This window comes from Acetobacterium malicum subsp. dehalogenans DSM 11527 (genome assembly GCF_000472665.1).
In the GTDB taxonomy this organism is placed as follows: Bacteria; Bacillota; Clostridia; order Eubacteriales; family Eubacteriaceae; genus Acetobacterium; species Acetobacterium malicum.
In genome coordinates this window covers 53,147-79,147 of sequence record NZ_KI421448.1, presented here as the reverse complement: position 1 = coordinate 79,147, position 26,001 = coordinate 53,147, and the positions used below count along the sequence as shown (strand labels likewise).

Annotated in this window: 22 protein-coding genes; 21 read left to right on the top strand and 1 reads right to left on the bottom strand. The window is 44.0% G+C overall.

Annotation, left to right across the window (positions count from 1 at the left end; translation table 11 throughout):
- Positions 1 to 104 precede the first annotated feature (104 nt).
- From eutB to A3KS_RS0117485, 12 genes are all read left to right on the top strand, one after another.
- On the top strand, positions 105 to 1,472 hold the full coding sequence (gene eutB, locus A3KS_RS0117540) for an ethanolamine ammonia-lyase subunit EutB (RefSeq protein WP_026395998.1): 1,368 nt from the start codon (positions 105 to 107) through the stop codon (positions 1,470 to 1,472).
- Between the two features lie 20 nt (positions 1,473 to 1,492).
- Positions 1,493 to 2,395, top strand: a complete 903-nt coding sequence (gene eutC, locus A3KS_RS0117535) for an ethanolamine ammonia-lyase subunit EutC (RefSeq protein WP_242834792.1) — start codon at positions 1,493 to 1,495, stop codon at positions 2,393 to 2,395.
- Positions 2,396 to 2,415: 20 nt separating this feature from the next.
- Positions 2,416 to 3,072, top strand: coding sequence for an ethanolamine utilization microcompartment protein EutL (gene eutL, locus A3KS_RS0117530; protein WP_026395996.1), 657 nt, complete (start codon positions 2,416 to 2,418; stop codon positions 3,070 to 3,072).
- A gap of 2 nt (positions 3,073 to 3,074) precedes the next feature.
- On the top strand, positions 3,075 to 3,710 hold the full coding sequence (locus A3KS_RS0117525) for a BMC domain-containing protein (RefSeq protein WP_026395995.1): 636 nt from the start codon (positions 3,075 to 3,077) through the stop codon (positions 3,708 to 3,710).
- Between the two features lie 3 nt (positions 3,711 to 3,713).
- A complete protein-coding gene (locus tag A3KS_RS0117520) occupies positions 3,714 to 5,222 on the top strand; it encodes an acetaldehyde dehydrogenase (acetylating) (protein ID WP_026395994.1) in 1,509 nt (502 codons plus the stop codon).
- Positions 5,223 to 5,243: 21 nt separating this feature from the next.
- On the top strand, positions 5,244 to 5,528 hold the full coding sequence (gene eutM, locus A3KS_RS0117515; RefSeq protein ID WP_026395993.1) for an ethanolamine utilization microcompartment protein EutM: 285 nt from the start codon (positions 5,244 to 5,246) through the stop codon (positions 5,526 to 5,528).
- Positions 5,529 to 5,664: 136 nt separating this feature from the next.
- Positions 5,665 to 6,441, top strand: coding sequence for a hypothetical protein (locus tag A3KS_RS0117510; RefSeq protein WP_026395992.1), 777 nt, complete (start codon positions 5,665 to 5,667; stop codon positions 6,439 to 6,441).
- 17 nt (positions 6,442 to 6,458) lie between these two features.
- Complete coding sequence (gene pduL / locus A3KS_RS0117505) at positions 6,459 to 7,097, top strand: phosphate propanoyltransferase (RefSeq protein WP_026395991.1); 639 nt, start codon at positions 6,459 to 6,461, stop codon at positions 7,095 to 7,097.
- Between the two features lie 28 nt (positions 7,098 to 7,125).
- Entirely contained in the window at positions 7,126 to 7,812 is a 687-nt protein-coding gene (locus A3KS_RS0117500; protein WP_026395990.1) for a hypothetical protein, read from the top strand.
- A gap of 33 nt (positions 7,813 to 7,845) precedes the next feature.
- Positions 7,846 to 9,243: an APC family permease gene (locus A3KS_RS21870; protein ID WP_051355980.1), complete on the top strand. Its 1,398-nt coding sequence runs from the start codon at positions 7,846 to 7,848 to the stop codon at positions 9,241 to 9,243.
- A gap of 376 nt (positions 9,244 to 9,619) precedes the next feature.
- Positions 9,620 to 10,891, top strand: coding sequence for a PocR ligand-binding domain-containing protein (locus tag A3KS_RS0117490; protein WP_026395989.1), 1,272 nt, complete (start codon positions 9,620 to 9,622; stop codon positions 10,889 to 10,891).
- A gap of 40 nt (positions 10,892 to 10,931) precedes the next feature.
- Positions 10,932 to 11,582, top strand: coding sequence for a cobalamin B12-binding domain-containing protein (locus tag A3KS_RS0117485; RefSeq protein WP_035356706.1), 651 nt, complete (start codon positions 10,932 to 10,934; stop codon positions 11,580 to 11,582).
- A gap of 131 nt (positions 11,583 to 11,713) precedes the next feature.
- On the opposite strand, the gene A3KS_RS21865 is transcribed toward A3KS_RS0117485, so the two are convergent.
- Positions 11,714 to 12,880, bottom strand: a complete 1,167-nt coding sequence (locus A3KS_RS21865; protein WP_035356704.1) for a 1-deoxy-D-xylulose-5-phosphate reductoisomerase — start codon at positions 12,878 to 12,880, stop codon at positions 11,714 to 11,716.
- Between the two features lie 416 nt (positions 12,881 to 13,296).
- Between A3KS_RS21865 and A3KS_RS0117475 the strand changes: the two genes are divergently transcribed.
- From A3KS_RS0117475 to A3KS_RS0117435, 9 genes are all read left to right on the top strand, one after another.
- On the top strand, positions 13,297 to 14,445 hold the full coding sequence (locus tag A3KS_RS0117475; protein ID WP_026395987.1) for an iron-containing alcohol dehydrogenase: 1,149 nt from the start codon (positions 13,297 to 13,299) through the stop codon (positions 14,443 to 14,445).
- Positions 14,446 to 14,709: 264 nt separating this feature from the next.
- Positions 14,710 to 15,951, top strand: coding sequence for a murein hydrolase activator EnvC family protein (locus tag A3KS_RS22900; protein ID WP_051355979.1), 1,242 nt, complete (start codon positions 14,710 to 14,712; stop codon positions 15,949 to 15,951).
- A gap of 408 nt (positions 15,952 to 16,359) precedes the next feature.
- The gene (gene ftsE / locus A3KS_RS0117465; RefSeq protein WP_026395986.1) at positions 16,360 to 17,049 is read left to right on the top strand and encodes a cell division ATP-binding protein FtsE; all 690 of its coding nucleotides are present in this window, start codon (positions 16,360 to 16,362) and stop codon (positions 17,047 to 17,049) included.
- On the top strand, positions 17,039 to 17,956 hold the full coding sequence (gene ftsX / locus A3KS_RS0117460) for a permease-like cell division protein FtsX (protein ID WP_026395985.1): 918 nt from the start codon (positions 17,039 to 17,041) through the stop codon (positions 17,954 to 17,956). Before ftsE ends, ftsX begins: the two co-directional genes overlap by 11 nt.
- A 36-nt stretch (positions 17,957 to 17,992) precedes the next feature.
- Entirely contained in the window at positions 17,993 to 19,162 is a 1,170-nt protein-coding gene (locus tag A3KS_RS22895; RefSeq protein WP_051355978.1) for a murein hydrolase activator EnvC family protein, read from the top strand.
- A gap of 104 nt (positions 19,163 to 19,266) precedes the next feature.
- A complete protein-coding gene (locus A3KS_RS0117450) occupies positions 19,267 to 20,466 on the top strand; it encodes a S41 family peptidase (protein WP_026395984.1) in 1,200 nt (399 codons plus the stop codon).
- Between the two features lie 151 nt (positions 20,467 to 20,617).
- Positions 20,618 to 22,594, top strand: a complete 1,977-nt coding sequence (uvrB, locus tag A3KS_RS0117445; protein ID WP_026395983.1) for an excinuclease ABC subunit UvrB — start codon at positions 20,618 to 20,620, stop codon at positions 22,592 to 22,594.
- 21 nt (positions 22,595 to 22,615) lie between these two features.
- Positions 22,616 to 25,423, top strand: coding sequence for an excinuclease ABC subunit UvrA (uvrA, locus tag A3KS_RS0117440; protein WP_026395982.1), 2,808 nt, complete (start codon positions 22,616 to 22,618; stop codon positions 25,421 to 25,423).
- A 317-nt stretch (positions 25,424 to 25,740) separates the two neighbouring features.
- Positions 25,741 to 25,965: a FeoA family protein gene (locus A3KS_RS0117435; RefSeq protein ID WP_026395981.1), complete on the top strand. Its 225-nt coding sequence runs from the start codon at positions 25,741 to 25,743 to the stop codon at positions 25,963 to 25,965.
- The last annotated feature ends 36 nt before the right edge of the window (positions 25,966 to 26,001 follow it).

Here is a 26,001-nt window from a genome sequence, read left to right as displayed (position 1 = left end):
ATTAACCCTAATAATCGGCGCTTTGACCAGTTAACCAGAAAGCTGAACAAAAGAAAATATTGATTGTTATAAGTATGATAGTCAAAAAAATAAGGAGTGAAAGAATGAAACTTAAAACCGTATTGTTTGGAAAAACCTATCAGTTCAAGAATGTGAATGAAGTTCAGGCAAAAGCAAGTGAACAGAAGTCCGGTGATCAACTGGCGGGTTTAGCAGCAAGATCAACTGAAGAAAGAGCGGCTGCAAAAATTGTATTAGCGGACATGCTGTTATCGGATATTCGCAATAACCCCGCCGTTCCTTATGAACTTGATGATGTGACCCGGGTTATTCAAGATCAGGTTAATGAAGCGGTATATCGCGAAATAAAAAATTGGACAGTTGGAGACTTACGGGACTTCATGATGCTGTACTCGTCAACCGGACCCATTATCCAACGGATCGCAACCGGGTTGACATCGGAAATGATCGCAGCTGTTACCAAGATTATGTCCAATATGGATCTGATTTATGTCGCCAAGAAGATTGATAACGTGGCAACCTGTGTCACAACCATCGGCCAGCGCGGAATTGCCGCTAACCGGGCCTTGCCAAATCATCAGACCGATGATATCGATGGAATTTTCGCAGAACTTTATGAAGCCCTTGCCTATGGGGTTGGTGATGCCATGTTGGGGCTGAATCCGGTTCAGGATACGGTCGAATCAACCTCATTCCTGCTCCATAAGTTATATGATTTTAGAATGAAATGGGAAATTCCTACCCAGAACTGTGTTCTTTCCCATATTACCACCCAGATGGCCGCCCTGCGCAAAGGTGCTCCCTTGGATATGATTTTTCAATCCATTGCCGGGACGCAAAAGGCAAATGAATCGTTTGGGGTAACCACCGCCATGCTTGATGATGCTTATGATCTGGGAAAACGCGAATGTGTTTCCGGTGGTAAGAATATCATGTACTTCGAAACTGGCGAAGGATCAGAACTTTCGGCAGATGCCCATCTGGGCGTTGATATGTTGACCCTGGAAGCCCGTACCTATGGCTATGCCAGACGATATGATCCATTTTATGTTATGTCAGTAGTTGGTTTTATCGGACCTGAATATATTTATGACTCGGTTCAGCAATTACGGGCCGGTCTGGAAGAGCATTTTATGGGAACGTTGTCATTATTCCCAATGGGTGTGGATGTTTGCTATACCAATCACATGCCCGCCAGTCAGAACGATTCCGAAAACCTGGCCTTGTTGCTGGCCCATGCTGGTATGCCGGCCTTCGTAACGGCGCCAATGGGCGATGATATTATGCTCAACTACCAATTGCTGGGAAATCATGACTGGCAAACACTGCTGGAGCTGTCGGGACTGAAACGCGTACCGAAATTTGAAAAATGGCTCCAGAAAATGGAAATCCTCGACGAACACGGTATGTTTACGGCCAAAGCCGGCGATGCATCAATTTTTCTGAAATAATTAAGAAGGGGTAAAATAATATGATAAATGAAGCTACTTTGAAAGAGTCAATTCGTGACATTATTAAAAATGTTATCCAGGAAGAATTAAGTGGAGCAGGCGCAGGTGCTATTAAAAACCATGCGCAAGCACCGGCAATTGAGCATAGTGACGACAATGGTTTTGTCGACGATGTGACCCTGGCTACCATGAAGGAAACCTTTTATATTCCTGATCCATATGACCGGGAAGGTTATATGAAAATGAAAGAATTTACCTCGGGTCGGCTGGGAATCTGGCGCGCTGGCCCCAGACCCTTGACCAAAGCCTATTTAAGATTCTTAGCGGATCATTCCGCCGCCCAAAACGCCGTGTGGTCAGACGTTGATGCTGAGTTGGTGAAAGAACTAGGATTTATTCCCCTATCGACAATCGCTGTTGATAAGGCTGAATACATTAAAAATCCGAATACCGGAAAAAAACTCACCGATGAAGCCGTTGAAACGGTCAAGAAAAATACCGTTAAAAACCTGAACGTGCAAATTGTTTTTGCCGATGGACTCAGCTCACGAGCGATTGAAAAAAATGCCGCTGATTTTCTACCAGCTTTTGAGCAGGGTTTGAAATCACTGGGGTTAAGCTTTTCAACCCCATTCTTTGTCAACAATGGCCGGGTTGCAATTGGTGACGAAATCGGCGAAATTACTGATGCTGATGTTATTGCTGTCTTCTGCGGCGAAAGACCAGGTCTGAACTCCACCGGTTCGATGGGTGCCTATATTACCTATAAGCCCACAATGGGGATGGAAGAGGCCAGAAGAACGGTTATTTCAAACATTCATGACCAGGGAACCGCACCGGTTGAAGCAGGTGCTCAAATCGCCGAACTTTGTCAAACAATGATCAAGCATAAAATGTCTGGCGTTGACTTAAAATTAATTTAAATCCTGAGGAGGATAAACGAGTGATCGGAGAAATTATACGCGCGAATGTTGTTTGTATGAATATGATTCCAAACGTCAGTGACGATTTAGCCAAAGCCCTTAATCTCAAGCCCCATCAGAGAAGTTTAGGTCTTATCACCGGGTCCATTGATGATGTAACCTTCATTGCCCTTGATGAAGCGACAAAAGCGGCTGACGTCGAAGTTGTTTACGGGGAATGTTTATTTTCGGCCTTTGTGGGGATTTTCACCTCATTTGCCGGAGAAGCGATTGGAATCCTGGCTGGCGAAAATCCAGCTGAGGTAAAAAGCGGCCTTGAAGCTTGTGCGCACTACATTGAAAACGGTGCTTACTTTGTCAATGGCAATGATAAAGGGGAGTCCATCTATTTATCCCACTGTATATCCAGTACCGGCAGTTACTTATCGGAAACAGCAGAGATTCCGGCGGGGATGCCACTGGCTTATTGTATCGCGCCACCGATTGAAGCGATTTACGGTATTGACGCCGCACTGAAAGCCGCCGATGTGAAGATCTGTAAGACCTTTTTACCGCCGACGGCCACATCAAACTTTGCCGGCGCATTGATGACTGGGTCGCAATCGGCTTGTCAATCGGCCTGTGATGCCTTTGCCCAGGCCGTCCAACATATTGCCAATAATCCGATTGTGATATAAAAATGATTTCCGTCGGGATAATCGATACAATTGGTTTTGTCGGCGCTGTGAATGCCTTGGATACCTGTCTAAAAACTGCAGATGTGCAATTTGTCCGGTTTGAAAAAATATCCGGCGGGATTGTATCCATCATCATTAAAGGCGATGTTGGGGCGGTTTCAGCAAGTATTATGGCGGGGATCGAGGCAGCAGCGGCAGTGGGCGAATTGAGTAATCATACCATTATTGCCAGACTGGATGATCAAAGTGAGATGATGCTGAATAAAGCAGTTGCTCAACGATCGGAAGTGTCAGGTGGCGGAGTCGATTCAAACCGGGATGCTGGAGTTGTAATCACTGAGCTGGAAAACCAAGCGCAGTCTGAACAACCACTGGAGCCGATGCTTGCTCCCATCGATCAAAAAGCAGTCATTAACTCAGTGCCAGAGACCCAGGAAGAGACTAAAGCAGCGACATTAAGCTATTCGGAAGAAACCCTAAATCTGATGACCGTTTCACAATTAAGAAGGCTGGCGCGAGAACTGAATATTAAAGGAATCAGCCGCGAAAAAATCAAAAGATCCCGGAAAGTTGATCTGGTTGTGAATATTTTAGTCGAATTAAACGAATCAACGGAACGAAAAGAAGAGGAGGAATAAATGGTGCAATTAGCAGACAAAGACCTGATCTCCATACAAGAAACCCGTTTATTACTGAAAAACGCCAAAAAAGCCCAGGTCGAGCTGGCTCAAATGAGTCAATGTCAAATTGATCGGATTTGTAAAGCCATTAAAGATGCGGCAATGGCAAATCTTGAACGACTGGCAAAAATGGCAAATGAAGAGACTGGCTTTGGGGTTGTCAAAGATAAGATCATAAAAAATTATTTTGCATCTCAGGTCGTGTATGAAAGCATTAAAGAGATGAAAACAGTAGGAATCGTCAGTTCTGATGAAGTCAAAAAAATCTTTGAAGTCGCAGTGCCGATGGGGGTTGTAGCAGGACTGATTCCCTCAACCAATCCCACATCAACAGTAATTTACAAGGCGCTGATCGCCATTAAAGCTGGCAATGCGATCGTTTTTTCACCTCACCCAACGGCCCAAAACTGTATTATTGAGACCGTCAGAGTGCTGAAGGAGGCGGCCGTGGCCGCTGGCATGCCGGAAGACTGTATCGGTTGCGTAACCGAAATCACCCTGGAAGGCACCGCCGAGCTTTTAAAAAATAAAGATACCAGCTTGATTTTAGCAACCGGTGGTGAAGCCATGGTGAAAGCGGCCTACTCATCCGGTAATCCCGCCATTGGTGTAGGTCCGGGAAATGGTCCGGCTTTTATTGAAAAAAGTGCTGATATTTCCCTGGCTGTCAAGCAGATCATCGATTCCAAAACCTTTGATAATGGCGTTATCTGCGCCTCAGAGCAGTCGATCATCGTTGAAAAAGAAACAGAAGCAGAAGTGATCAAGGAATTAATAAAACAGGGCTGTTACATGCTGTCTCAAGACGAGAAAAAGCAACTGGAAAAAATAATGATGACACCCAAGATGACCATGAATCCCAAAATTGTCGGAAAAACAGCGACTTATATTGCCGAAATGGCAGGCATTCGGGTACCGGGAGAAACGAAGATTTTGGTTGGCGTGGAAAACCGGGTTGGCCATGATGTCGCCTTTTCGAGAGAAAAACTTTGCCCGATACTGGCTTTCTATATTGAAGATGACTGGCAGAAAGCCTGCGAACGCTCGATTGAAATTCTAAATAAAGAGGGCGTTGGTCATACCATGATCATCCATTCCCAGAATCAGGCGATCATCAAAGAATTTGCTTTGAAAAAACCGGTCAGTCGTTTATTGGTGAATACCCCAGGCGCGCTGGGTGGCGTCGGTGGAACAACAAACCTGATCCCGGCCTTTACGCTGGGCTGTGGGGCAGTCGGTGGCAGTATTACTTCAGATAATATTTCCCCACTGAATTTACTCAACCTGAGACGGGTGGCCTATGGCGTCGTCGAATTGGACGAAATACGAAAGAACGTCGAACGTGAAAGTAAAGGACAACCTGCGAGAACCGTTAGTAGAGATGTGGCACTGGATCAGGCAGTTGAGGATAAACTCGACCGCATGACCGATGTAATTTTTGAAAAACTAAGAAATCAATTAAATATTTAATTTTACTTGGAGGTAAATAAAATGGCAAATACAAATGCATTAGGAATGATTGAAACACGTGGTTTGGTAGCAGCGATTGAAGCAGCGGATGCAATGGTGAAAGCGGCAAATGTGACATTAATCGGCAAAGAACAAATTGGTAGTGGTCTGGTAACGGTCATGGTCAGAGGCGATGTCGGCGCTGTCAAAGCAGCCACCGATGCCGGTGCCGCAGCAGCTGAACGAGTGGGCGATCTGGTTTCAGTCCATGTAATTCCCCGTCCCCATGCAGATGTTAACGAAATGCTGCCACAGGAAAAAAACTAAGATCATCAGATTGAATAGAAACTAAACGAAAGTGATGCCAGATAGCGGCAGCTCGTCGGTACTACATTTGTATTATATCTACGGTCTCAGTGATGCTAAACCAGCATCACTTTCGTTTAATTAAGGAAGGGAACCAATGAATTTAATTACCGAAGATGGATTAAAAAAAATCATCAAAAGCGGGCAAGTGATCGAGAATAATGAATTGCGACTTCCCCAAAACTCAATGTTAACCCCTTCGGCAAAATCGCTGCTGGCGGATCATAAATTGAAACTGGTGTTGGTTGCTGAAATCCCCGAAGATGAAAAAATAGAGGATAAAAAAACAACGGTAATGGAAACGGCGACTGCGATGGCCGCAAAAAAAATCGGCAAGTTTATCCTCGAAAGTGGCGGTTATCTCGACGATAAACCGGAATATATGACCCAGGTTTACGGTAACCTGTTAGTTAACAAGGATCACAAACGGATCAAACTTAGAGGTGAAGTTGATTTGTTAATGGGGGAAATCATGAAAGTTCAGATCCGTGCCAAGGCCCTTGAACGGAATGAGCTTGTCACCGATTTACAAGAAGTGTTTGATTACATCGGAAAATTATCACGATCTGAAATTCTGAGTGAACCGGTGAGCACCAACACGATCCTGGGCTTTAATGAGCAGGAGATCAGAGCGATGTCTCATAACCCTAAAAAGTATTTTAATCATGAACACTTATTTAATATTACCTATGAACTGGGTGAGATTCCGATTCTGTTAAACGCACTACGGGCATTGATCAGAAGAACCGAAGTGGCTTGTTATGAAGCCTTTAAACAGGCCGATGGCACGGTTACCAGAGGCGATCTGATGCAGGGTTATAACCGCTTGTCATCAGTTATGTATATTATCATTTTCAAAAACCTGGATCATTAATGCCGGAAAGGAACAAGATGAGTGAGCAACTGGAGAGAATTGTTGAGGTTATCTACAAAAAAATTTGCGCTAGATTAAAAAGCTTGGGCTATATTGAAATTGAAGCATCGGGACGACATGTACACCTGTCAAGGAAGGCGATTGAAGAACTGTTCGGAACAGGTTATCAGTTGACGAAGATCAAACCACTCTCCCAGCCGGGTCAGTTTGTTTCAGCTGAACGGGTAACTCTGATCGGTCCCAAAGGTCAGCTGTCAAACGTGGTGGTGCTGGGTCCGGAACGAGCGCATTCACAAATCGAAGTGTCAAAAATCGATGCGAAAATTCTGGGCATCAGTGCCCCAATTCAGGAAAGTGGCAAAATTCAGGGAACTGCAGCCATCGAAATCAGTGCCAATGGCAATAAAGTTCAGTTAAACCAGGGGGTCCTGGTGGCAGAACGACACATCCACATGTCACTGGCTGATGCCGCGAGTTTAGTTTTGAAAGATGGTGACCGGGTCGATGTTGAAGTGAATAGTGAACGGCCAGTGATTTTTAAGGATGTGAAACTGAGAGTGTCGGAGCAGTATGATACCTACATGCATATTGATTATGATGAGGCGAATGCCTGTAATCTGACCGGGAAAACATTTGGTTTGATTATTAAAAAGTAATGGCAAATTTAAAAAAAAGGAGTACTAAATGGATCTTGAACTGATAATCGATGAAGTATTCAAACGGATCATGGATAAGACCAGGCAAAACGAAATGGTGACAGAAGAGCGTTCCACTAAGATGTTTCTGCAATGCGACGGTAGTTTACTGTCAATAGCGGGATATGAAACAGTCTTATTGGATGCGGTGAAGGACAAAAATCAATTTCGGAATTATGAATTTCTGGTGATCAGCGAGCTTTCAATTGATGAGATGGTAGCTTCGGTTAATGGCTTGGTCATCAATGAAAAAACTCGCGTATTACGCCAATTTTTGCTGACGGGTAAATCCGTCTATGTCATTGAAGAAGGTCTTGAATATCGCGCTTATAAAGCGATTGCAAATCCGGTTTTTTATAACATTTTTAAAGAACATGAAATGAAGTTAATCCAGTATGGCATGAAAATTATGACTGCGATAGCCCTGGAAAGTGCACTCAGTTCTGAAAAAAAAACAATATCACCGGAAATTTTAAAAAAAGAGACCTCTGAACAATCAGTAGTTAGTGTTTTGGCAAGTGATATTCAATATAGTACGGTGAAAAAACTAATCAACCATGAACTGGCCAAACAGCTTGCCGTGGAAGCAACTATTATTTTAAAAACCGGGACTTTGATCACACCCTATGCAAAAGATGTGTTCAAAGAAAGCAATACCACCATCACTTTTATTTAACTGCTGCTAAAAACACGTATAGAAAGGTAAAAAATGAACACGAGTAAAATTAGTTGGAAGCAAGGTCTGGTTATCGCTTTAGGTGTACCGATGCTGATTCTTCCCAATATTGGCTATTTTGCAGGTTATGTCGGGGTATTTTCAATTATTGTCTGGATCCTTTCAATCGGTCAGGGATTTCTTCAAAACATTGCTTACGGTGACTTTGCGCTGATGTACCCAGAGGCCCGGGGATTACCCGGGTATGTCCAGGCCATCTTCAAAGGGAAAGATACCAAAGATTATGATATCAACAAATTTATTGGTGGTTTTAGTGCCTGGGGATATTGGATGGCCTGGAATCCCGTGCTGGCAATCTTTTCACTGCTGATCGGAACCTATTTGCATGGCATGATACCGGCCTTAGGTAATGTTTCAGAAAAAATGATTTCGGTAGTGGCCGGAGCAGTCATCTTCACGGTATTGATTGTTATTAATCGCAAAGGTCTATCAGGAGGTGCCAGGGCCGGTAATGTTCTGGCAGTGGTTGCCCTGATTCCTCTCATTGTTCTTTCAATAGCGCCAATTGTTACCGGTCAATTCCAATTAAGTAATATCACCGCGGTGAGTCTGTTTCCAGAAACCTGGAGTTGGGATGCCACCCATATCCTGATTCTGCTGGGCATTATGGCAATGGCCCAATGGAGTGCCTGTGCCTGGGAAACCGCGGCAGTGTACGCGCCGGACTACCAAAACCCTAAAAAAGATTTACCTAAAGCGCTATTTTCCTGTGGTCTGATCTGTCTGGTAACTTTTGTCCTGGTGCAAACAGCCTGCATTGGAACCTTAGGTATTCAGGGGATTCTGGAAGAACCCTATTCGCCGATGCTGTTAATGGCTAAAATTTCATTTGGCAATGCCGGCGCGGTGATTACCCTGGTTATGTTGATGGCCTCGATGATCTTGATCATTCAAACCGCATTACTTGGTTCAGCGCAGGCGATGCAGTCGATGTCGGTTGAGGGCAACCTGCCAAAGGTATTATCAGAAACCAATCAGTATGGGACCCCAGTCAAAGCGATGATTTTGGTAGCGGTATTTAATCTGGGGCTAATTTTTATCGGGACGCCCGCAGCAATTGTGGCTGGTTCGGCAGTGGGCTATGTCATTGCCAATGGGATTACCTTATTTGCTTATTTCAAAGCCAAGGGGAATCAAAAGATACTGGCGCCAAAATGGTGGAAATTTATTGGTCTGGGATGTTGTATTCTGAATATTCCGTTATATCTGGCGGGGATCTTCTATATTAATACTCTGGATTATGGTTTAGGGGCAGCGCTGATTGGGATTCTGGTGTTATTTTTGTTTGTTCCTTTCTGGCTTTATGCCAAAAAAGAACATAATCAGGAGATGATTATAGAGTGTCAAAATGTAGAAATAGAAGTAGATTAGCCATCATTTATCTTATTAAATGGCAATATATTAATGAGCAATAGAAGGAATAGATCAGCACAAAAATCACATATAAAAGTATGAGAACTGAATCAAACGCATACCTTCAGAAATCGACCGGGTTGTCGCAAAGATTGCTATTGTAATATATACAATGACAGGTTAAACTAATCAAAAGAAACGATTCGTTTAGGACTTAGTTTTCAAGATTTTTCTTCTTAATCAAGAATTGGAGTTATTCGCGGGGATCTTTTTATTAAAAATTAACCAGTTGCGATATGTAATCGATTGAATTTAAGAGAACTGAAAAATTATTAAGCAAATTTTAGCGTAACAGTTTTAGGAATGAGTAATTTTATGCGAATATGAGGGCGTAATGAGTAAAATTGAGAATTTTGAAAATCTGGAGCATAAGGAGACGCTGCTGAAGATCATTAATGCTTTTGAATGTGCAACAGAATTCAATGCGGTCATTTTAGACGTCGACGGAAAACAGATTATCCCAAGGGATTGCGGTAATTGTGTCAGTTTTTGTGAGATTGTTCAAAACTCACATGGTGGTAAAACAAAATGTCAGATCAGCTATAAAAATGCCGGACTTCAGGCCTTAAAATATGCGGAACCTTATATTTTCATGTGCCATGCCGGCATCCTGGCCTTTGCAGCACCGCTGATGATTGACGAAAAATATGCTGGAATCATAATCTGCAGAAACATTTTAATGTGGGAACCGGATGACTTTTTTTATGAAGAGTTGCGCGAAAAAAACAAGAATTTAGACATCGAATCACTCGAAAAAAGTGTCTCCAAGCTTAAAATCGTGAGTTCAAATAAGGTCCATGCAGCGGCTTCGTTATTGTACTTAGTAGCCAATCAGGTTATCAACAGTGATAACGAAACAAAAAAACACAAAAAAGAAATCATGTATCATCAGTCAGTGTTAAATCAGGAAATAAAGGAAAAAAAGCGGCTCCATCAAGAACTGCTTAATTCCAACGAAAAGATGTATGGACAGTATAAGCTTCAAAAGGAAAAGGAGCTGCTGGGAAAAATCGCCATTCTGGACAGAGACGGAGCGTATCAGGCATTGTTGGGTTGTATGTCGGACATCATGGAAAAATACACAACCCGGTTAGATTTATTTAAAACGATGGTCTTGGAACTGATGATCATGATTTCGAGAACAGTGGTTGAAACTGGCGCAGAAATGTCGGAGGTTATTTTACTCAATACCAAAGTAATCAATGAAATTTATAGTTTGGACAATGCGGCAGAAATCAGTAGCTGGGTGTGCATCATTCTCAATCAATATATGGATCTGCTTGAAGGAAAACAAACCTCGATTAAAACCAAGCAGATCGTGGATTCAGCAACAGAATTTGTTCGTGCTAACGTCAGAAAAAATATTACCCTCCTGGATGTGGCCGAAGCTGTTTTTGTAAGCCAGTATTATCTCAGCCATGTATTTAGAGAAGTTCTGGAATGTACGGTCATTGAATATATTACCCGAGTAAAAATGGAAACTGCAAAAAAACTATTGCATAATCCTAAAAACAGTGTTGCCGATGTTTCTGAGAAATTGGGTTTTGGCGACACCAGCTATTTTAGTAAAGTATTCAAGAAGAATGAGGGCATAACACCAACGTAGTTTCGGAAAAGATTGCTTTAAAATAAAGGGAGTATTTAATATGTTTGAAGAAATTAAAGAATCTATTTATAATGGCAATGTCCCACGGACCCAGGAATTAATTAAAGAATACACATTGCGCCGGGTCTCGACTAAAAAAATTATTGAAGAAGCGATCATTCCATCAATCGAAGAAGTAGGAAAGAAATTTCAGACTGAAGACTTTTTTATAACCGATGTTCTGCTATCGGCCAGAGCGGCAAATGCCGCCTTGCGAGCGATTGAAAAACAAGACCGAATTGATGGCAAGCCCATTACTAAAGGCCGAACTCGGGTAGTTATTGGGACGGTTTACGGGGATATTCACAATATCGGAAAAACGATGCTAAGTTTATTATTGGAGGCAAATAACTATGAAGTTATTGATTTAGGGGTGGATGTGACGGGGGAAAAATTTGTCAAATCAATCGCAAAATATAAACCGCATTTTGTGATGCTTAGCGCACTGCTGATGACGACGATGAAAGAAATGCGCTGCGTCATTGATTTAATTCGAGAACACAGTTCCGGTGATTTTTCCCAGACCAAAATCATGGTTGGTGGCGGTCCGGTAACCGCCGAGTTCGCAAAAGAGATTGGGGCGGACGGTTATGCGGACGATGCCTATGGTGCTTTGGAGTGGGTCAAGGAAAATATCGAAAGTAATAAATAGCGAGGATTTGATTTAAGTCAGGCATGATTTTGTCGAGTTCGTAAAAATGAGACAGCCGTTTTAGGCAATAAAATGGCTGTCTCATTTTTTTGAAACAAAAAAGTCGCTGTAAAACGCTTATATTAGTCACCTTAGTTTAAAGATTTACGAACCGTTTCCCCGGCAATCTGCCGGGCCCAATTATCTACGGCCAACACATCATCGAGATTCGGATTGGAAATCACCTGATGTTTTTCCATCACCAGCCGGTTAATCCGGGGAATATCGAGAAAATGGATCTCCTGATTCAAAAATCGGGCCACCGAAATCTCGTTGGCAGCATTAAGGACACAGGCCATGGTACCGCCGCGTTCAAGGGCCTCATAGGCCAGTTGTAAGCAGGGGAAAGCGATCCGATCGGGTTCTTCAAAGGTAAGCTCCCGAACCTGGTTGAAATCAAGAGCGGGTCGATTATTGGCGATCCGATCCGGATAGAAAAAAGCAATTTGGATCGGCAGTGCCATATCCGGCAGCCCCAGTTGGGCTATCGTGGAATGGTCGATGAATTCGACCATCGAGTGGATGATGCTCTGGGGATGAACCACGACATCAATCTGATCAATGCTCAGATTAAATAGCCATTTGGCTTCGATGACTTCCAAACCCTTATTCATCAGAGTAGCGGAATCAATGGTAATTTTTTTTCCCATTGACCAGTTGGGATGCTTCAAGGCCTGAGCCAGGGTGACCGATTCCAGTTGTTCCCGGGTTTGACCCCGGAATGGGCCACCGGAAGCGGTAATGATGATCCGGTCAATTTCTTGATGTTTATTGCCCATCAGACATTGAAAAATGGCGCAGTGTTCACTGTCCACGGGGAGCAGGGAAACCCCTTTGGCCGCCGCCGCATCGATGACGATCTGGCCGCCGGCCACCAGTGTTTCCTTATTGGCCAGGGCAATATCAATGCCCGCATTGATGGCTGCCAGGGTCGGCTGCAGGCCAATCATACCGGATACTGCCGTGAGCAGCAACTTGTTTTCCGTTGCAGTGGCCACCGCAATCAGGCCATCTAAGCCAGTTACGACTTCCACTGAGGAGCCCTTTTTTTTCAACCGCTGTTCCAGCACCAGCGCGGCATCCCCATCCATGACACAGACAATCCGGGGGGCATAGGCGTCAATCTGTTTTTCCAGCAAATCAATGCTGGTGTTGGTGGTTAAACCCACAATATTTAAAGCGTCGCTGTTTTCAGAAACCACTTCCAGAGCCTGGGTTCCAATCGAACCGGTCGACCCGAGGATGCTGATATTTTTCATAATTACCTCTTTTACACAATTAATTCTATCAATTCTGCTTAAAATCATATAATACAATTCTTAAAAATAAAAGATAAATTTAAATATCTAAAATTGAAAAAGAACAGAAAAAGTAGTACCGACAATTGTTATATCATGTTGTACGCATCGGAGCGAACAGGTTGATAAACCTGCCCGCGACCAATGCGAAAGGAGCAACGCAGATTTCGCATGGTGCAGCGAACAACAGATTAACAATTGGTCGGTACGGGAGTTTGAGAGATCCAAAAAGCCGTTTATTATTTATTGTGTTCGGTTTATTCCATGTCATCAATCAGTCATTTCAATAATGTATCCCAAACAAGAGAAAATTTCCATTTATTCAGCCATTTCGATGACATATAATCTTGTAAACGAATAAATTTGGAGGTGTTCTTATGGCAAGAACCTATTATTTTCCACCAGTAGTAATTATGGAACCCGGTGCAATTGAGTTAATTGCTCCAGAGATCAAACGTATGAACGTGAAAAAAGCCTTAGTTGTAACCGATAAAGTACTAGTTGAAGCAGGTATTGTTCAAGATGTGCTCAATGTATTAGATGGAGCGAAAGTTCCGTATGCTTTATTTTCAGATGTTAAACCAAATCCTACTGTTGCCAATGTCAATGCCGGTCTTCAGGCTTTGCAGGAAAACGAATGCGATTTTGTCGTCAGTATCGGTGGCGGATCACCTCAGGATACCGCCAAGGGGATTGCCATTCTGGCTACCAATCCTGGGGATCTTCGGGATTATGAAGGTGTTGGAAAAACCGCCAATAAATCCCTACCCATCGTGGCCATTAACACCACCGCCGGAACCGCCAGTGAAGCAACCATTAACTATGTTATTACTGACGAAGACCGGAAACTGAAAATGGTTATTGTCGATCCTAACTGTCTGGCGACAGTGGCGGTCAATGATCCCGTTTTAATGCTCAAAATGCCAAAATCATTAACCGCAGCCACTGGGATGGATGCCTTGACCCATGCAATTGAAGGCTATACCACCGCCGGCGCTTCCCGGTTTACTGACCTCTTTAATCTGGAAGCGATCAAAGCTATTTCCGGCAGCTTGAGAAAAGCCGTTGAAGATGGTGACGATCTGGATGCCCGGGATGACATGGCTTATGGTCAGTTTGTCACTGGCATGGGCTTCTCAAACGGTGGGCTGGGAATTGTTCACTCGATGGCGCATCAGTTAGGTGGATTTTATGACCTGCCACATGGCGTCTGCAATGCCATCCTGTTACCCTATGTAACGGCCTTTAATGCTGATGCTGTTGGTGATCGGTTAAAAGACGTTGCCCAGGCGATGGGAGTTGACACCAGCCGTCGCGAACCTAAAGAAATTAATATCATGGCCATTGATGCCATTAAAAAACTATCAAAAGATGTTGGTATTCCATCAGGACTTAAAGAAATCGGTGTTAAAGAAGCAGATTTCAGCGAACTGGCTGATCTGGCGCTGGCCGATATCTGCACCGGCGGAAATCCAAAGTGCCCAACCAAAGAAGATGTAATTGCTATCTATAAAGCTGCATTCTAAGTTTTTGAAATAGAAATTCGCAATAACCTGTTACTGAAAAGACATTCTGAGTTTTCGGAGTGTCTTTTTTTCTTTAAAATATAAAAAAGCGGAAAAACATCCCATTTATTAATGTTTTATACAAAATATTTTAAAGTTATTTTATTGTTTTTGTTTTAATTACGACACTAATATGGTATAATACAACCGTTACAAAAACAATAAGAATTACCTTAAAAGTAACAAACAATATCAGTCACACTAAGATTGTGGGAAAGGGGAAAAATGAAAAAACATAGAATTGTATCAGGTATCGTTACTGGTTCCCTGGTTTTGGCATTTTTAACAGCGCCCGTCAATGCGGCTTCATTAACCGAGCAGTTGGCACAAAGTAATGCTCGACAGGCAGCGGCAAAGTATCAAGTTGACATGACTCAGAACACCATCAACGGGATTGAAGAGGAAATCAGCAAAGTCAATGAAGAAGTTAATCGAATCAGTGGGGTGATCGGTGCGATCAATGGCGAGTTATCAACCATTGAAGGGAATATAGCAAAAAAACAGGAAGAACTGAAAATAGCAGAGGCGAAAAAACTGGAGCAGGAAGAAGCCATGAGTGATCGGGTCCGGGCTATGTATATGTATGGCAACGGCAGCATTGTGGAATTCATCTTTTCGGCTTCGGACTTCTCGGATTTTATCACAAAATTGGATATGTCCCGATATATCATGACAGCGGACAAGGACTCCCTGAATGCTCTGGAAGAAACTAAAAAAGTAATTGATGAGAAGAAACTGAGCATTGAGGCAGATCGACTGAAAACAGTTGAGAAAAAAACAGAACAGGAAGTTGTGTTAACTCAGCAGGAACAAGTACTAGCTCAAAAAGATCAGTTATTGGCCCAAAACCAATCAACATTAGATGAGTATAAGGCGATTGAAGAAGCTGAAGCGGCGACTTCAGCAGATATTGAAGGTCAATTACAAGCTTATTATGAACAACAGCGGGCCGCAGCAGAACAGGCAGCAGCTCAAAATAGCGGCAACAGCGGAGCGACAGATGGTACTGCCGGCGGTGAGGGCGGAGACACTTCCACCCCTGGCGGCGGAGATACATCAGGTGGTGGAACAACGGCACCTCCGGAGTATTCCAGCTCCTATGTCTGGCCATGTGGCGGTAATATCACCAGTGAATTTGGTTGGAGAATTCATCCAATCTACGGCGATTCCCGATTCCATGCCGGCGTCGATATTGGGGCCTCATCCGGTACCCCAGTAGCCTGTGCCGGAAACGGAACAGTGATCTCGGCTGGTTGGAACGGCGGTTATGGAAATTGTGTGATCGTTGATATTGGTAATGGTTTGTCGGCAGTATATGCTCATTTAAGCGCAATTAACGTCTCATCAGGGGAAACCGTCTCAGCGGGTCAGACCGTTGGTGCCGTTGGCAGTACCGGCGACTCAACCGGATCTCACCTTCATTATGAAGTACGTTTATATGGATCACCAGTCAGTCCCTATATTTAAATAGAATCGTTTAATTGTGAGGGATTAAAATTTTACGAATAATTATTGGAGAAAAGATTAAAATAGAATCTTTTCTCTTTTATTTTGTCCTAAAAACCAGTGGTTATCCTCGGACGAAGGTTATGATTTAACAATAAAATAAAAAGTTGGACGAATTCAGATACATTTGTTACAAAATATTTATTTTTTTAATGAAATTATTCAAAAAGTATGTTAAAATAAATTCAGCTTCAAACATGAAATGTCCGGAAGATGAAGAATTCGCTGATGTCCAGAACATTTATATTCCGATTAAATAATTAAGGTAATCTTAACTTATTGCTGATTTAAGAAGAAAATAGGATAGGACATGTTAAAATGCCCTGTCAAAGTAATCAGAATGATAAGTAAATTAGGAGTGGCTAAGATATGATAGAATTTAAAAATGTAACCAAGGGTTATGATAAAAACAAGAGTGATGCGCTAAAAAATGTGAGCCTCTTTATTGATAAGGGTGAGTTTGTCTTTCTTGTTGGCCGTAGCGGTGCGGGAAAGTCCACATTTATTAAGCTTCTCTTAAGAGAAATTGAAGCGACCGAAGGTTCAGTTTATATTAATAATTTTAATGTATCAAAACTTTCAAAAAAGGAAATTCCCTTTTTACGACGAAAAATGGGAATTGTATTCCAGGATTTTCGTCTGTTGGAAAACAAAAGTGTTTATGAAAATGTGGCTTATGCCATGGAAATAATTGGGAAATCTGAAAAACAGATTCAAAAGCGGGTGCCGTTGGCTCTGGATATGGTGGGTTTATCCCATCGGATGAACCATTATCCCCATGAATTATCAGGGGGAGAACAGCAGCGGGTGGTAATAGCCCGGGCGATTATTAATAATCCTTCCATTTTGATTTGTGATGAACCCACTGGAAACCTTGATCCGGAAACATCTTATGAAATCATCAGTATCCTCGAAGAAATCAACCGCAGAGGAACAACCGTCGTCGTGGTGACTCATGACCGGGAAATTGTTGATACGATGAAAAAACGGGTTTTAACATTGGAAGATGGTATTCTTAAGGTAGATGATGCGACAGGTAGGTACGGCTATGAAGTTTAGTTCCATAAAAACAATGCCCAGAAATGTGGTTCGGGATACGATGAAAAGTATTGAGCGAAATAACTTGATGAGCGCCGCTTCGGTCTTATCGGTTATCGCTGCCTTAATTATCCTGGGTATTTTTCTGATCTTGACCATTAATGTTCAGGAAGTCACCAAGGATGTGGAATCAAAACTGGAACTGAAGATATTTCTCCAGTCGGATTTCACTGATACCCAAAAGGAAACGATTGAACAGGCACTGGAAAAAAGCGATCTGATTGAAAATGTCACCTTTGAAAGTGCCGAGGAAGCATTAGAAAAGTTTACTGTCAGTCTGGAAGATTATGCCCCACTGCTTAGTGGTTATAATTCGGAAAATAATCCCATGCCGGCATCTTTTGTTGTCCGGGTAACCGATCCGGAGGATATGGATGAGGTTCAAACTCTGGCCATGTCTTTTGAAGGCGAAGGGGTTGAATATGTCCGGTATGGTCAGGAATATGTAGAAGCACTGGTGAGCTTCAATAAATTTACCAATACCTTGAGTATTGTGGTGCTGGTGGTTCTATCGATGATTTCGATCTTTATTATTTACAACACCATTAAATTAACCGTTTTTGCAAGGCGGCGAGAAATCGGAATTATGAAATATGTAGGTGCTACCAATGCCTATATCCGGGCGCCCTTCATTCTGGAAGGAACCCTGCTGGGGTTAATGGGAGCCATTGTGGCATTCCTGATTATCCGGATTACCTATTATTATATTTTGGGTTTAGTTGGCGGAAATCTCTTTCTGCCGGTGGATGCCAGTCTGGCTTCCCCGGACGCAGTAATGGGACAATTGATATTTTTCTTCCTGCTTTATGGAGGATTTATCGGAGCAGTAGGCAGCGTTTTTGCGATTCGCAAATTCTTGGATGTATAAATGATTAGACTTGTTCAAACACAGGAGGATTGTCGGATGACAAAAAAACGAATTATTTCAGGCATTGTGAGCATAATGGTTACTTTGGGGATATTGATATCTCCAGTAAATGCAGCATCCCTGACTGAACAACTGGCAGAGAGTAATGAAAAACAGGCAGCAGCTCAATATCAAATTGATATGACCCAGAATACCATTGCCGGAATCGAAGCTGAAATTGGCAAGGCCAATGAAGAAATGAGTCGGATTACTGGCGTCATCGATAAAATCAATGCTGAAATTTCCGCATTGGAAGCCAATATTGCCAAAACTCAGGAAGAGCTGAATATTGCTGAAGCGAAGCGTCAGGAACAGGAAGAAGCCATGAACGAACGTGTCCGGACTATGTACATGTACGGAAATGGCAGCATGCTTGAGTTTTTGTTTACATCAAGTGATTTCGCAGACTTTGTGACCAAGGTTGATATGTCCCGGTACATTATTGAATCGGACAAGGAATCGCTGGACGCTTTAGCGGAGACAAAAAGAATTATCGATGAAAAGAAAGCTAAGATCGAAGCAGATCGTCTTCAAACAGTTACAAAAAAGAGCGAGCAGGAAACAGCATTAGCCCAACAGCAGGAAGTTAAGGCTCAAAAAGATAGCTTATTAGCTCAGAATCAGGCCATCGTCGCAGAATATCAGGCGATTGTCGCAGCTGAGGCTGCCAATGCAGCTAATATTGAAGCCCAGGTTCGCGCGGCGATGGCTGCTCAGGCCGCAGCTTCAGGCGGATCAACCACTGGTGGCAGCACTTCCTTTGTACCATCAAACGGAACCTATCAATGGCCATGTCCGGGTTATTATCCTTCAGCCGATGATGATTTCTTCGGGACTCGATTGCATCCGATCTGGGGTGATTACCGAACCCATTACGGTGTCGACATGGGTGCTCCATCAGGAACCCCAATTTTGGCGATGGGTAATGGCTCGATCATCTCGGCAGGTTGGAATGGCGGCTATGGAAATTGTGTGATTGTTGATCTAGGCAATGGTGTTCAGGCCATGTATGCCCATATGAGTGGTTTTGCTGTATCATCTGGCCAAACCGTCAATAAAGGCGATGTGGTTGGATATGTTGGCTCAACCGGAGATTCCACCGGCGCCCATCTCCACTTTGGGGTACTTTCGGGCGGATCGTTTGTTGATCCTTTAGGATATTTTTAAGCGAAACATTGTAGAATATAACGAAAGAACAGGAGAAAAGAATCATGATTCTTTTCTCCTGTTTTATTTGCAGCAGAATAAAAGTTTAGGATTAGGTGGAGACAATGGAAAATAAATCAAAAAAAACAAAGCTCATCGTGATTATTGTGGTGCTAATCATCACCAATATCATTACCTTCACAGTGGCAACAACCGGCAATTTTCTGATCGGAAACAAGTTGATTGTGAATGTCGACAGCAGCGAAACCGCCGCCGGCATTAAAAAATTATTGGCGTTGAAAGAACAGATTAGCTTAGAGTACTATAAAGATGTGGATAACACGACGCTGGTTGATGGAGCCATTAAAGGAATGTTTGAAAGCCTTGGCGACCCTTACAGTACTTATTTTACCTCCGCGGAATTTTCAAAATACATGGAATCAGCCACTGGTGTCTATGAAGGTATTGGTGTGGTGGTAACAGAAGATGAACAGGGTTATACGACGGTCATCGCACCCCAGAAGGGTACACCGGCAGAGGAAGCCGGGATCAAAACTGGAGATAAGATTATCAAGGTGGATGGTGAAGATGTGACGACCATCGGATCAGATGCGGTTGTTGCCAAAGTGAAGGGCCCAGCCGACACCACTGTCAACATCACCATTGCGCGAGGTGAGGAAATCATTGAAATGCAATTGGTTCGTAAAACCATTGAAGCAAAGACGGTGGAGTCCCGGCTAATTGGCGATAAGGGTTATATTCAGATCAGTGAGTTTACCGATAAAACCGCAGACGACTTTGAAACCCAACTGGGTGAGCTACTGGCTCAGAACATCACCGGCCTGGTCATTGATTTGCGTAGCAACCCCGGCGGTGGGGTAAAAGAAGCGGTGGAAATTGCCGACCGGATTCTCGGCGAAACAATGGTTGTCTACACAGTCGATAAAAATGGCGAGAAAACAGAGTATACATCAGACGGTACCGAACAGCTTAACCTCCCGATGGTGGCGCTGGTCGATGGCGGATCAGCCAGCTCGGCAGAAATACTGGCCGGCGCGCTTCAAGATACCGGAGCCGCCCAGCTGGTGGGAACCAAGACCTTCGGCAAGGGCATTGTTCAGGAAATCATCAGTCTCACTGATGGTGGTGGGTTTAAAGTAACCAACTCCGAATATTTCACTCCCGACGGCAATAATATTCACGAAAAAGGTCTGGAGCCGAATATTGTCATCGAAGCTACTGACTTTATGAAGAATAATTTCTTTACCGACGAAGAAGATGTCCAGCTTCAAAAGGCCCTGCAAGTACTCAGCGGTACCAATTAATTTTAAAGAGCATGCCATTACGGCATGCTTTTTCTATTCAAATAAGAATAATTAAGATTTTATTAAATTATAAAGATTATCATTTGCCATAAAAAAAAAGCTATGGTAAAATAATGGAACGAATGTTCATTGAATCGATTGGAGGGTGCTGATGAAAGATATGAAGCATGCATTTAAGGTTGTCTCGGAATACGAACCCAAGGGAGATCAGGGACCGGCCATTGAAAAAATTTCTAAAGGAATCCAGGATGGCTTAAAATATCAAACTTTATTGGGTGTAACCGGATCAGGGAAAACCTATACCATGGCCAAGGTCATCGAGGCGGTCCAAAAACCAACCCTGGTGATTGCCCATAATAAGACCCTGGCGGCCCAGCTGACCAATGAGTTCCGGAGTTTTTTTCCGGATAATGCGGTGGAATATTTTGTCAGCTATTATGATTACTATCAGCCGGAAGCCTATGTTCCGCACTCGGATCTGTTTATTGAAAAAGACTCGTCCATCAATGATGAAATAGATAAATTGCGGCATTCCGCCACGGCGGCTCTGTTTGAACGGCGGGATGTGATTGTAGTTGCCAGCGTGTCCTGTATATATGGACTGGGAAGTCCTTTTGATTATGAAAACATGATGCTGTCTCTCCGTCCGGGAATGGAAAAAGACCGGGATGCAATCATCCGTAAATTGGTGGAAATCCAGTTCACCCGGAACGATATTGCCTTCGAACGGAACAATTTTCGGGTCCGCGGGGATATTCTCGAGATATTTCCCTCGGCCTCATCAAATAAAGCGATTCGTCTGGAATTTTTTGGTGATGAAATCGAGCGGATCACCGAGATTGATACGCTGACCGGTGAGATCTATGGCGAGCTGAACCATGTCTCGATTTTCCCGGCTTCCCACCATACCACCACCCCAGAAAATCTGGAACGGGCAATCGCGGGAATCCAGCAGGAACTGCGCCAGCGTTATGATGAATATACCACTAACAATCGCCTGGTAGAAGCCCAGCGGATTCTCCAACGGACCAATTACGACATTGAAATGCTCCGGGAGATGGGTTATTGCAACGGAATCGAGAATTACACCCGCTACATTAACGGTTTGCCCCCAGGCTCGCCGCCCTATACCCTGATTGACTACTTCCCCAAGGATTTTCTGATTATTGCCGATGAATCCCACGTTTCAATCCCCCAAATTGGTGGCATGTTCGCCGGGGATAAGGCCCGCAAGAGCAATCTCGTCGACTTTGGCTTCCGACTGCCCTCAGCTTATGATAACCGTCCTCTGAATTTTTCTGAATTTGAAGGTAAGATTAATCAGATTGTCTTCACCACGGCAACGCCCAGCAAATACGAAAAAGAGCACAGCCAGAATACCGTTGAGCTGATTATTCGACCCACTGGTCTGATTGATCCGGAGATAACGGTTCGCCCGGTAGCCGGTCAGATTGATGACCTGCTGGGTGAAATTAAGTTGACCACCGGCAAAGGAAATCGGGTATTGGTCACCACGTTGACAAAAAAAATGGCTGAGGATCTCACCGATTACCTCAAGGAAAATGGGATCCTGGTGAATTATCTCCATTCCGATGTGGATACGATTGAACGGATGAAAATTCTCCGGGATTTACGCTTAGGGACCTTTGATGTGCTGGTGGGGATCAACTTGCTGCGAGAAGGGCTGGACCTACCAGAGGTTGGTCTGGTGGCAATTCTGGATGCCGATAAAGAAGGGTTCCTGAGATCAGAAACCTCCCTGATACAAACTGTTGGCCGAGCCGCTCGTAACCTGGAAGGCCATGTTATTATGTATGCTGATAAGATTACCCCATCCATGGATCGGGCCATCAGCGAAACCAATCGCCGTCGGGCTATTCAAACGGCTCATAACGAAGCCCATAACATCATTCCCAGCTCGGTTAAAAAAGATATCCGCTCGATTATTGAGGCGACCAAGGTGGCTGAAGAACCGGCAACCTATGAGGTTGGCGATGAAGCAGTGGATATTGATGTTAAAATCAAGGAACTGGAACTGGAAATGCTGACCGCGGCAGAAGCCCTGGAATTTGAACGGGCCGCTAAACTGCGGGACGAAATCCATCATCTCAAGAATTACAGAAGATAAGTAACCGATATAAGGAGAATCATGAAGTACATCGAAATAAAAGGTGCGAAAGAGCACAATTTAAAAAATATTAACCTGAAAATACCCCGGGATCAGCTGGTGGTTTTTACTGGGCTCAGTGGTTCGGGGAAGTCGTCCCTGGCCTTTGATACCATTTATGCCGAAGGGCAGCGCCGTTATATGGAGTCTCTTTCTTCTTATGCGCGGCAGTTTCTGGGCCAGTCTCAGAAACCGAATGTGGAGAGCATTGATGGATTATCCCCGGCGATTTCCATTGACCAGAAGACAACCAACCGTAATCCCCGGTCCACGGTTGGCACGGTAACTGAGATTTATGATTATCTGCGCTTACTTTACGCCCGGATTGGGATTCCCCATTGTCCAAAATGCGGAAAGGTGGTGGAATCGCAATCTGTTGATCAGATCGTCGATACCATCATGGCCCTCCCGGAAAAAACCAAGTTTCAAATTCTGGCACCGGTGATCCGGAAGGAAAAAGGTCAGCATAAGAAAACCATTGATCACATCAAAAAAGAGGGCTTCGTACGGATTATCGTCGATGGCGAACCGATGGAGGTCACCGATGAAATCAATCTTGATAAGAATAAAAAGCATACCATCGAAGTGGTGGTCGACCGTCTGGTGGCGAAGGATAATTTGGGAAAACGACTGTCTGATTCGCTGGAAATCGCCCTGAAGCTATCCGGTGGATTGGTGATCTGCGATGTGATTGGCGGCGAAGCGCAGCTTTTTAGCGAAAAACTGGCCTGTGCCGATTGCGGCATTGCGATGGACGTATTGGAACCGCGAACCTTTTCATTCAATAACCCCTTTGGGATGTGCCCGGATTGCCATGGCCTGGGCTTTCATCAGGAAGTGGATCCGGATTTGCTGATCCCCGACAAAAGCCTATCAATTTCCAATGGCGCGATCAAGTTTTTTGGTTTAAAAAGCGATTCCAAATATTATTATAATCTGATTAAGGCGCTCGCTGAAAAACATCAGTTTTCGATTGAGTCACCGCTGGAAAATGCCAGTGAAGCCTTCTTGAATGCTCTCTTATATGGCAGTGATGAGGTGCTCGAAATCGCCTATGAAGGCAAGTTTTCGGGAACCTATAGCTCCACCTTTGAAGGGTTGATTAGAAACATGGAACGGCGCTATATTGAAACCACGTCAGAGCGGATGCGTTCTCTTATTGAACGCTATATGTCCGAAACACCCTGTCCCACCTGTCACGGCAAGCGGCTGAACCCAACAAGTCTGGCCGTGACGATTCATGATATGAACATTATCGAAATCACCGATATGTCGATTGGCCAGCTGATTGAATTTTTTAATACCCTGACCATGAGCGATCGGGAAATGATAATCGGTGAATCAATTTTCAAAGAAATCGACGCGCGCCTGAATTTTCTCAAAAACGTCGGATTGGAGTATCTGACTCTGTCCCGGAATGCCGGCACCTTGTCCGGCGGCGAATCCCAACGGATCCGGTTGGCCACCCAGATTGGCTCGGGTCTGGTAGGAGTGTTATATGTTTTGGATGAACCCAGCATCGGGCTCCATCAGCGGGACAATCAGAAACTGCTGGAAACCCTGCGGCGGTTAACTGATTTGGGGAATTCTCTGATCGTGGTCGAACACGATGAAGAAACCATGCAAGCCGCCGACTATATTGTCGATATTGGCCCGGGCCCCGGGGTTCACGGCGGCGAAATCGTTGCCCAGGGAAGCCTCGAAGAAATTATGGCAGTGCCTGAATCGGTCACCGGTCAATATTTCAGTGGTAAGCGCTTTATTCCGATTCCGGAAAGGCGTCGGGAAGGAACTGGCGATACGATCAAAATTGTTGGCGCCCGGGAGAATAATCTAAAGAACCTGGATGTGGATTTCCCGTTAGGGAAATTCATCTGCGTGACTGGGGTTTCAGGATCGGGGAAAAGTACCCTGATCAACGAAATTCTCTATAAGGGGATTTCTCAGAAACTTTACCGCAGCCTCAAAAAACCGGGAAAATACACCAGTATCGAAGGGGTCGAATTCATCGACAAGGTTATTGATATTGATCAGTCCCCAATCGGCAGAACCCCCCGCTCTAATCCGGCCACCTATACCGGGGTGTTTGATCTGGTCCGGGATCTTTTTGCCAAAACCCCGGAAGCCAAGGCCCGAGGTTATCAGAAAGGCCGGTTCAGCTTTAACGTCAAAGGTGGCCGCTGCGAAAAATGCAGCGGTGACGGAATCATCAAAATCGAAATGCATTTTCTGCCGGATGTTTATGTTCCTTGCGAGGTCTGTGGCGGCAAGCGCTATAACCGTGAAACCCTGGAAGTGAAATATAAAGGGAAAAACATCGCTGATGTTCTGGATATGACGGTGGAAGAGGCTCTGGAATTTTTCAGCAACATTCCCAAAATTAATGATAAACTCCAAACCTTATATGACGTGGGTCTCAGTTATGTGCGCCTGGGGCAACCTTCAACCCAGCTATCCGGCGGCGAAGCCCAGCGGGTTAAACTGGCTACCGAATTAAGCAAACGCAATACCGGCAAAACCCTCTATGTGCTGGATGAGCCAACCACCGGTCTGCACATTGCCGATGTCCATCAACTGATCACCGTAATCCAGCGACTGGCCGACAGCGGCAGCACCGTGGTTGTTATTGAGCATCAGCTGGACATGATCAAAGTGGCTGACCACATTATCGACCTCGGCCCCGAAGGCGGCGACGGCGGCGGAACCATCATCGCGATCGGAACCCCCGAAGAAATTGCCCAGGTCCCCGAATCCTACACCGGCCAGTATCTCAAGCGAATCTTACCATAATTGATAAAAAGGATACCCAGTACCGACAATTGTTTGATCATGTGTCACGATCCCGCAGTGAACAACAGATTAATAAGGGTCTGACCCCCTGGTCATTTGTCGGTACGGTAGTATCAGACTAACCTCAAGAAAGCTGCCTGCAGCTTTCTTTTTTAGATACGTTTAAATAAAGCTTAAGACGATAAAAAGTTTCAGACTCTAATTGACAATGAATTTCAATTAGAGTATAATAAAGCTAACAAAAAAGAAAGTCATCGTTAACAAATTATGACAGATCTCATGTATGAATTTAAACCATAAGAATAGAAGGTGTGTTTATGTTTACTTTGAAAGATTTAAGACCAGGTCAGAAAGCTTGTGTAGGCTCTATTGCCGTAGAAGGATTAATGCGTCGCAAACTCATGGACATGGGTGTAACACCAGGTGTAGAGATTCAAGTTAATAAAACAGCTCCATTTGGAGATCCTATCGAGGTTCGCCTCAGAGGATATTCCCTCAGTCTCCGGAAAAAAGATGCTGAGAATATTTTAATGGTTCAGTAATAAACGAGAAGCCACCTTTATAGGTGGTTTCGTTGT

What these genes read in the sequence shown, in the direction of transcription:
- eutM (WP_026395993.1), top strand. Translation starts at nt 5,244, where the DNA reads ATGGCAAATACAAATGCATTAGGAATGATTGAAACACGTGGTTTGGTA.
- A3KS_RS0117500 (WP_026395990.1), top strand. Translation starts at nt 7,126, where the DNA reads ATGGATCTTGAACTGATAATCGATGAAGTATTCAAACGGATCATGGAT.
- ftsX (WP_026395985.1), top strand. Translation starts at nt 17,039, where the DNA reads ATGAAGTTTAGTTCCATAAAAACAATGCCCAGAAATGTGGTTCGGGAT.
- eutC (WP_242834792.1), top strand. Translation starts at nt 1,493, where the DNA reads ATGATAAATGAAGCTACTTTGAAAGAGTCAATTCGTGACATTATTAAA.
- uvrB (WP_026395983.1), top strand. Translation starts at nt 20,618, where the DNA reads ATGAAAGATATGAAGCATGCATTTAAGGTTGTCTCGGAATACGAACCC.
- ftsE (WP_026395986.1), top strand. Translation starts at nt 16,360, where the DNA reads ATGATAGAATTTAAAAATGTAACCAAGGGTTATGATAAAAACAAGAGT.
- A3KS_RS22895 (WP_051355978.1), top strand. Translation starts at nt 17,993, where the DNA reads ATGACAAAAAAACGAATTATTTCAGGCATTGTGAGCATAATGGTTACT.
- A3KS_RS0117435 (WP_026395981.1), top strand. Translation starts at nt 25,741, where the DNA reads ATGTTTACTTTGAAAGATTTAAGACCAGGTCAGAAAGCTTGTGTAGGC.
- eutB (WP_026395998.1), top strand. Translation starts at nt 105, where the DNA reads ATGAAACTTAAAACCGTATTGTTTGGAAAAACCTATCAGTTCAAGAAT.
- A3KS_RS21870 (WP_051355980.1), top strand. Translation starts at nt 7,846, where the DNA reads ATGAACACGAGTAAAATTAGTTGGAAGCAAGGTCTGGTTATCGCTTTA.
- A3KS_RS22900 (WP_051355979.1), top strand. Translation starts at nt 14,710, where the DNA reads ATGAAAAAACATAGAATTGTATCAGGTATCGTTACTGGTTCCCTGGTT.
- uvrA (WP_026395982.1), top strand. Translation starts at nt 22,616, where the DNA reads ATGAAGTACATCGAAATAAAAGGTGCGAAAGAGCACAATTTAAAAAAT.
- A3KS_RS0117525 (WP_026395995.1), top strand. Translation starts at nt 3,075, where the DNA reads ATGATTTCCGTCGGGATAATCGATACAATTGGTTTTGTCGGCGCTGTG.
- pduL (WP_026395991.1), top strand. Translation starts at nt 6,459, where the DNA reads ATGAGTGAGCAACTGGAGAGAATTGTTGAGGTTATCTACAAAAAAATT.
- A3KS_RS0117475 (WP_026395987.1), top strand. Translation starts at nt 13,297, where the DNA reads ATGGCAAGAACCTATTATTTTCCACCAGTAGTAATTATGGAACCCGGT.
- A3KS_RS0117490 (WP_026395989.1), top strand. Translation starts at nt 9,620, where the DNA reads ATGAGTAAAATTGAGAATTTTGAAAATCTGGAGCATAAGGAGACGCTG.
- A3KS_RS21865 (WP_035356704.1), bottom strand. Translation starts at nt 12,880, where the DNA reads ATGAAAAATATCAGCATCCTCGGGTCGACCGGTTCGATTGGAACCCAG.
- A3KS_RS0117510 (WP_026395992.1), top strand. Translation starts at nt 5,665, where the DNA reads ATGAATTTAATTACCGAAGATGGATTAAAAAAAATCATCAAAAGCGGG.
- A3KS_RS0117485 (WP_035356706.1), top strand. Translation starts at nt 10,932, where the DNA reads ATGTTTGAAGAAATTAAAGAATCTATTTATAATGGCAATGTCCCACGG.
- A3KS_RS0117450 (WP_026395984.1), top strand. Translation starts at nt 19,267, where the DNA reads ATGGAAAATAAATCAAAAAAAACAAAGCTCATCGTGATTATTGTGGTG.